At 64.6% G+C, this 7,324-nt stretch carries 7 protein-coding genes; all 7 read left to right on the top strand.

Annotated elements, in window-relative coordinates; all coding sequences use genetic code 11:
- The coding region (locus tag FNJ47_RS43565) for an FAD-dependent oxidoreductase (protein ID WP_175068501.1) at positions 1-471 on the top strand (471 nt) is incomplete at its 5' end.
- Positions 472-476: 5 nt separating this feature from the next.
- Positions 477-1,331 (top strand): ABC transporter ATP-binding protein, encoded by an 855-nt coding sequence (locus tag FNJ47_RS43570; RefSeq protein WP_163162626.1) that lies wholly within the window; start codon positions 477-479, stop codon positions 1,329-1,331.
- Positions 1,328-2,122 (top strand): ATP-binding cassette domain-containing protein, encoded by a 795-nt coding sequence (locus FNJ47_RS43575; protein WP_163162628.1) that lies wholly within the window; start codon positions 1,328-1,330, stop codon positions 2,120-2,122. Before FNJ47_RS43570 ends, FNJ47_RS43575 begins: the two co-directional genes overlap by 4 nt.
- Positions 2,122-4,056, top strand: coding sequence for an AMP-dependent synthetase/ligase (locus FNJ47_RS43580; protein WP_163162630.1), 1,935 nt, complete (start codon positions 2,122-2,124; stop codon positions 4,054-4,056). The genes FNJ47_RS43575 and FNJ47_RS43580 overlap by 1 nt, the downstream gene beginning before the upstream one ends.
- Entirely contained in the window at positions 4,057-4,929 is an 873-nt protein-coding gene (locus FNJ47_RS43585; RefSeq protein ID WP_163162632.1) for a branched-chain amino acid ABC transporter permease, read from the top strand.
- The gene (locus FNJ47_RS43590) at positions 4,929-5,975 is read left to right on the top strand and encodes a branched-chain amino acid ABC transporter permease (protein WP_163162634.1); all 1,047 of its coding nucleotides are present in this window, start codon (positions 4,929-4,931) and stop codon (positions 5,973-5,975) included. Before FNJ47_RS43585 ends, FNJ47_RS43590 begins: the two co-directional genes overlap by 1 nt.
- 35 nt (positions 5,976-6,010) lie before the next feature.
- Positions 6,011-7,171, top strand: a complete 1,161-nt coding sequence (locus FNJ47_RS43595) for an ABC transporter substrate-binding protein (protein ID WP_163162636.1) — start codon at positions 6,011-6,013, stop codon at positions 7,169-7,171.
- Positions 7,172-7,324: the final 153 nt, after the last annotated feature.

Raw genomic sequence — 7,324 nt, forward strand, 5'->3', positions numbered from 1 at the left:
ATCGTCATCAACGTCGCAAGCCGCGAGCCGCTGATCAACCATCCCGGCATCGTCACCTTCGGCAAGACGCGCCGGCTCTGCAACATGGCGAACCTCTCCGCGACCTGTCCGGAGCTGGCTCCGCCCGGTTGGCACCTTTACGTCGCCTATGCAGTGCCGGTGCCTGCGCTCGGAGATTTCGACAGCGATACCGAGGTCGCGCTGGCGCTCGAAGATCTGCGCGAACAGTTTGCCAATTTCGACCAGGCCAAAATCCTCTCGGTCCGGGTTATGCGCGACGATTGGCCGGCGCAACGCAGCTGTGCCGGCTACGACCTGCCGCGCGAGACCGGCATCGAAGGCCTGTGGTGCGTCGGCGACGCGGTGAAGCAATACGGCAATGGCGGTACCCAGGCGTGCGCCGAGACCGCCAAGATCGTCACCGATGCGATCCTCGCCGCGCGGCCGCACCTCGCGGCCCGCCGGGTCTGAGCGCGATGCCGGCGACCATCCCGCATCCGACGCCTTCAGCAGCGCCGCTCGCGGCAACGGCGCCGGATGCCCTGCTCGAATTCCGCAACATCCGGATCGTCTACGACAACGCAATCGAGGCGATCCGGGATGTCTCGATCGCGGTCCCCGAAGGCAGCATCGTCGCCCTGCTCGGCTCCAACGGCGCCGGCAAATCGACGCTGCTGAAGGCGATGTCCGGCATCCTCTATACCGAGGAAGGCGTCGTCGAGAACGGCAGCATCCGCTTTCGCAATGACGAGGTGCATCGCCTCGCGCCGGACGAGCTGGTCCGCCGCGGCATCGTCCAGGTTCCGGAAGGCCGCCGCGTGTTCGCGGCGCTGACCATCGACGAGAACCTGCAAATGGGCGGCTACACAAGGACCGGGGCCGAGGCGCGCGAGCGGCGCGACAAGGTGTTCACGCTGTTTCCGCGGCTGCATGAGCGGCGCGACCAGATCGCCGGCTACATGTCCGGCGGTGAGCAGCAGATGCTCGCGATCGGCCGCGCGCTGATGACCGATCCCGTGCTGCTGGCGCTCGACGAGCCGTCGCTCGGCCTCGCCCCGCTGATCATCGACCGCATCTATGAGGTGATCGTTCGCCTCCGCGACGAATTGAAGATGACGGTGCTGCTGGTGGAGCAGAACGCCCAGCGCGCGCTCGACATCGCCGACTACGGCTACATCCTGGAGACCGGTCGCGTCGTGCTCGATGGCACGGCGAAGAAATTGAAGGCGAACGAGGACGTCCAGGAGTTCTATCTCGGCGTCTCCTCGGCCGGCCGCAAGAGCCTGCGCGAGGTCAAGCACTACAAGCGCCGCAAGCGGTGGCTGTCGTGACAGCGCTGCTCGCAGTCGAGAACCTGTCAAAGCGTTTCGGCGGCCTGCAAGCGGTCGCCGACGTCAGCCTGCGGGTAGCGCCGGGCGAGATTTGCAGCGTGATCGGCCCGAACGGCGCCGGCAAGACCACGCTGTTCAACATGATCTCGGGCGTGCTGCGGCCGAGCGGCGGCCGCATTATTTTCGATGGCATCGACCTTGCGACCATCTCGCCGTGGAAGTTCGCCGCCGTCGGCATCGGCCGGACCTTCCAGAACCTTGCGCTGTTCAAGCACGGCACCGTGGTCGAGAACATCCTGACCGGCCGCCACACCCATCTGCGCTCGACTGTGCTCGACGCCGTGGTGTTCTTCGGCCGCACCCGGAATGAGGAGATCGCGGCGCGGCAGCGTGTCGAGCACATCATCGAATTCCTCGAGATCGAGCATATCAGGGACGCCGTCGTCGGCACACTGTCCTACGGCCAGCAGAAGCGGGTCGAGCTCGCCCGCGCACTGGCCTGCGAGCCGAAGCTGCTGCTGCTCGACGAGATGGTGTCCGGCATGAACCAGGAGGAGACCGAGGACATCGCGCGCTTCGTGCTCGACATCCGCGACGAGCTCGGCATCACCGTCTTGATGATCGAGCACGAGATGCGGATCGTGATGGACATCTCCGATCGCATCCATGTGCTGAATTTCGGCCGCAAGATCGCCGAAGGCACGCCCGACGAGATCAGGCGCGATCCGGCCGTGGCGAAGGCCTATCTGGGCGGCCAGCGCGCCGAGGCTATGGCAAAGGCGGGCGCGTAATGTCGACGCTGGACAGTCTTCGCACCGCTCATCCGTCGCTGCAGGCGAGCACGCCGCGCAATTCGCCGGCAACAAGCGCCGACGCGTTCCAGGCCGCGCTTGCAGATGCCGCCATCACCATCCCGCAATTGCTGCGGCAGCGCGCCGCAATGCATGGCGAAGCGCTGGCGCTGCGCGAGAAGGATTACGGCATCTGGAACCCCTATTCCTGGCGGCACTATTATGAAACCGCGCGTGCGGTGGCTCTGGGCCTGCTGTCGCTCGGCATCAAGCCGGGCGACCGTGTCGCCATCGCCGGCGAGAACACGCCGGAATGGTTCTATGCCGATCTCGGCAGCCAGATGATCGGCGCCGTCGCGGTCGGCATCTATCCGACCAATCCCTGGGTCGAGCTGCAATATATCATCAAGCACTCCGGCGCCCGAATCGTCGTCACCGGCGACCAGGAGCAGACCGACAAGGTGCTCGACGCGATCGCCAACAATGGCGGCCTGCCGAATCTTGAGGCCATCGTCTGCATCGACATGAAAGGGCTGCGGCACTATCGCCAGCAGGAACTGATGTCGTTCGAGGCACTATGTGAGCGCGGCAAGACCCATGCGCAGCAGAACCCGGACGCCGACGCCACGCTCGACCGCCTGATCGGCCAGGGCGCACCCGACGATGTCTGCATTCTCGTCTACACATCGGGCACGACGGGCCCACCCAAGGGCGCGATGCTGACCCATCGCAATCTGGTTTACGCGGCTTACGCTTACGCCAACACCGTGGGGATCGCCGACAAGCCGTTCGAGGCGGTGAGCTACCTGCCGCTGTGCCACGTCGCCGAACGCTGCTACGGCACGGTGACGCATCTGGTGCTCGGCGGCACCGTCTCGTTCGCCGAATCGATCGACACGGTCGCGATCAACATCCGCGAGATCGCGCCGACCTTCTTTGTCGGTGTGCCCCGCATCTACGAAAAGCTGCAGCAGGGCTTTCTGTTCCGGCTGGGCGAGAGCGGCCGGCTGCGGCAGGGCTTCACAAGGGCCTGCCTCGCCTGGGGCCGCACCCTCTCCGACCGCCGCCAGGCCGGCAAGGAAGGCTGGTTCGATCGTGTCGCCTACGGCCTTCTCTATCTCCTGATGTTCCGCAATTTGCAACGCCATCTCGGCTTCGCTTACAGCCGGCATCGGCTCTGCGCCGGCGCTTCGATCTCGCCGGAGACACTGCGCTTCTTCGACATCATCGGCCGTGCGGTGTCGCAGGGCTATGGCCTGACCGAGAGCGGCGGCGTCGCATTCATCCAGACTGAAAGCCATCACCGGATCGGCGGCTGCGGCGTGCCGCTGCCGCAGACCGAATGGAAACTCGACAGCGACGGCGAGATCCTGCTGCGCAATCCCGGCGTCTTCAAGGGCTACTTCCTCGACGAGAAGGCCTCGACCGCGTCGCTGGAACAAGGCGGCTGGCTGCGCACCGGCGACATCATCGAGATAACAGACAACGGCGAGATCGCCGTGGTCGATCGCAAGAAGGCGATCATCATCACCGCCGGCGGCAAGAACATCGCTCCGTCCGAGATCGAGAACGCGCTGAAAGATTCCGAGTTCATCAAAGAAGCGATCGTGGTCGGCGAGGCCAGGAAGTATCTCGGTGCCATCGTCCAGGTCGACTACGACAATGTCGGCCGCTGGGCGCGCGACCGTGCGCTGGCCTACACCAACTACAAGTCATTGTCGCAGCTGCCAGAGGTGCACGAGCTGGTCGAGCGCATCGTTGGCGAGACCAACAAGCGCTTCGCCCGGGTCGAGAACATCAGACGCTTCGCCATCCTCGAGAAGGAGCTCGACCATGACGACGGCGAGCTGACCGCTACGCAGAAGGTGCGCCGCGCCATGATCGAGAAGAAGTTCGCGCGCGAGCTCGCCATCATTTACCAGGCGGAGAGCTGAATGCAGTATCTCATCCAGCTTCTGATCTCCGGCCTCGCGATCGGCGCGATCTATGGCCTGATCGCGATGGGCTTTGCGGTAATCTACAAATCCACCGGCTTGGTCAATTTCGCACAGGGCGAGATGACCATGATCACGGCCTATATCGCCTGGACGATCTCGACCACGGTCAGCGGCAATGTGTTCGTCGTGGCAGTCGGCGCAATCCTTGCCGCGGTCCTGCTCGGCCTCGTCATCGAGCGCCTGGTGATGCGGCCGATGCTGGGCGAACCGGTGTTCGCAACCGTGATGGTGACGATCGGCCTTGCGGTAATCCTGCGCTCGGCGATCAATTTCATCTGGGATGCCTATCCGCACGGGCTCGATGTCGGCATGGGCCGCGGCATCGTGCATCTCGGCGGCATCGGCGTCCGCACCGGGCAGATTGCCGTGATCGCGACGCTGCTGTTCCTGCTTGCCGCGATCTGGGCGTTCTTCCGCTACAGCAAGGTCGGCGTCGCGATGCGCGCGGTCGCGGCCGACGACCGCACCGCGCTGTTGATGGGCATCAGCGCCACAAGAGTTCATGCGCTGGCCTGGGCCGCCTCCTCGGTGATCGCCGGCATCGGCGGCGTGTTCTTCGCGCTGTCCTACGATCTGTCGCCGGCGATGTTCCAGCTCGGGCTGAAGGCGTTCCCGGCCACGATCCTCGGCGGGCTCGACGCCGTGCTCGGCTCCGGCCTGGGCGGCCTCCTGATCGGCATCACCGAGAACCTGGCCGGCGGATATCTCGGCTCGGGCATGAAGGAGGTCGCGGGCTTTGCCATGATCATCGTCGTGCTGATGGTCCGCCCGTTCGGCATCTTCGGCGAACGCGACATCGAGAGGGTGTGATGCGCACGGGCGATTACAAGCAGACCTATGGCGAGCTGGTCGCGCTGATCGATTCCCCGCCGGTGTGGCTATGGTCAGCCGTGCTGCTGCTGGCGCTGATCGCGGCGCCCTTTGTGTTGAACTCCTACGCGCTGTCGTTTGTGATCATCATCCTGATCACGGTGACCGGCGCGCTCGGGCTCAACATCCTGACCGGCTACACCGGCCTGATCTCGCTCGGCCATGTCGGTTTCCTCGTCACCGGCGCTTATGCCTATGCGGTGCTGGTGTCGAAATATCACATGCCGCCGCTGGTCGGCTTCCTCGGCGCCGGCGTAGTGCCGGCGCTGGCGAGTCTAATGGTCGGCGCGCCGTCGCTCCGGCTCAAGGGCCTCTATCTCGCGATCACGACGCTCGCCTTTTCCTTCATCATCAACACCGTGATCCTGGAACTGCGCTGGCTTACCAACGGCGCGCGCGGCATCCAGGTGCAGCGGCCGGAGATCTTCGGCATCAGCTTCGACAGCGACGCGGCCTTTACCTATCTCTGCCTCGCCATCGCGGCGCTGACGCTGCTCGCCACCCTCAACATCCGCCGCAGCCGGGTCGGCCGCGCCTTCGTCGCGATCCGCGACAATGACACCGCGGCCCGCGTCATGGGCATCAATCTGCATGCCTACAAGTTGTTCGCCTTCGTCACTTCGGCCTTCATCACCGGCATCGCCGGCGCGCTCTACGGCATCTATCTCTCCTTCGTCAGCGTCGAGGGCTTTCCGTTCCTGCTCTCGATCGAGGCGCTGGCGATCCTGATCGTCGGCGGGCTCGGTTCCGCGCTCGGCGCGGTGCTCGGCACCATCCTGATCGTGCTGCTGCCGGAGGCGACAAGGATCGTCTTCAGCCTGTTCAGCGCGCAGATGGACGCAACCTTCACGACCGGCGCGCAGGAGCTGAAGAGCATGCTCTACGGCCTTGTCATCATCCTGTTCCTGCGCTTCCAGCCGAGGGGGCTGGTCGGCGCCTGGCACGACATCAGGCGGGCCTGGGTGCACTGGCCGCTGCGCTACTAATCAAAAAAAGACGCAAACACCATGAGGAGGAGACAATGATCAAACATCTGGCGGCGGCCTCGCTGCTGCTCACCACCGCCTGCCTTGCCATCGGCCCGGCGGCGGCCGCCGACCCCGGGATCACTGACAGCGAGATCCTGATCGGCGACGTCGAGCCCCTGACCGGCCCGCCGGCCCTGCTCGGCGTCGCCGCCTCGATCGGCCACAAGATCGCGATCGCGGAAGCCAACGCCGCCGGCGGCATCAACGGCCGCAAGATCAAATATGTGCTTGAAGACGACGGCTACGTCACCGCGCGCACCATTCAGGGCGTCAAGAAGGTGATCGACGTCGACAAGGTGTTTGCGATGATCGGCATCTCCGGCTCGGGCCAGTCGATCGCCGTCATGCCCGTGCTGGAGAAATCCGGCATCCCGACCGTGATCGACGTCGCGCCGGTGAAGTTCCTGTGGGAGCCGCCGCGCAAGAACGTGTTCGTGGTCGGCCAGTCCTACGAGGAAGGCATCGTTCACCTCGTCAACTTCCTTGCCGACAAGAATCCCGGCAGGAAATGGGGCCTGATCACGCAGGACGACGATTACGGCATCACGGTCCGCGACGGCTTCGATTCCGTGGTCAAGGCCAAGAAGCTGAACGTCGTCTACAGCGGCAATTACAAGAAGGGTCAGCAGGACTTCTCGTCCGACATGCTGCAACTGAAGGAATCTGGTGCCGAGGTATTCCTGGCCGGCGGCATCATCGCCGAGAACATCGCGATGATGAAGGAGCTCGAGAAGCTCAGCATCAAGCCGGTGACCGGAATCTTCTGGCCCGGCCGCATCGAGCCGGTGCTGAAGCTGATGGGCCCAGCCGGCGACGGCATCTATGCGGTCGACTATGTCGAGCCGTTCGCCGGCGCGGCCGGCAAGGCGTTCCTGGAGAAGGCCAAGCCGCTGGTCTCGGAAGCCGAGTTCAAAGGCATCAACCGCTACACCATGACCGGCTACGCCGCGGCAAAGGTGCTGCTCGCGGCGATCGAGCGCTGCGGCAAACAGCCGACCTGGGCCTGCACCATCTCGGAGCTGGAGAAGACCAAGAATGTCGAGACCGGGGTAATGGCGCCGATCAGCTTCGGCCCCGGGGTCCGCTTCTCCAACCAGAAGCTGCAGATCATGCAGGCGGATGCGGCAACGCTCAGCTTCAAGCCGGTGCAATGAGCGGCTTCCGCAACCTCATTCCACCTCTCCCGCTTGCGGGGGAGGTCGTATTGCATCGGAGATGCGATACGGGTGAGGGGGTACAGGTCTTTCCACGCACAGGACTCGCGGAGGCAGCCCCTCACCCCAACCCTCTCCCCGTGAGAACGGGGC

It is taken from the genome of Bradyrhizobium uaiense, from assembly GCF_010811875.1.
Lineage (GTDB): Bacteria > Pseudomonadota > Alphaproteobacteria > Rhizobiales > Xanthobacteraceae > Bradyrhizobium > Bradyrhizobium uaiense.

Excerpts from the sequence above, each read along its gene's own strand:
- FNJ47_RS43570 (WP_163162626.1), top strand. The coding sequence starts at position 477 with ATGCCGGCGACCATCCCGCATCCGACGCCTTCAGCAGCGCCGCTCGCG.
- FNJ47_RS43580 (WP_163162630.1), top strand. The coding sequence starts at position 2,122 with ATGTCGACGCTGGACAGTCTTCGCACCGCTCATCCGTCGCTGCAGGCG.
- FNJ47_RS43585 (WP_163162632.1), top strand. The coding sequence starts at position 4,057 with ATGCAGTATCTCATCCAGCTTCTGATCTCCGGCCTCGCGATCGGCGCG.
- FNJ47_RS43590 (WP_163162634.1), top strand. The coding sequence starts at position 4,929 with ATGCGCACGGGCGATTACAAGCAGACCTATGGCGAGCTGGTCGCGCTG.
- FNJ47_RS43595 (WP_163162636.1), top strand. The coding sequence starts at position 6,011 with ATGATCAAACATCTGGCGGCGGCCTCGCTGCTGCTCACCACCGCCTGC.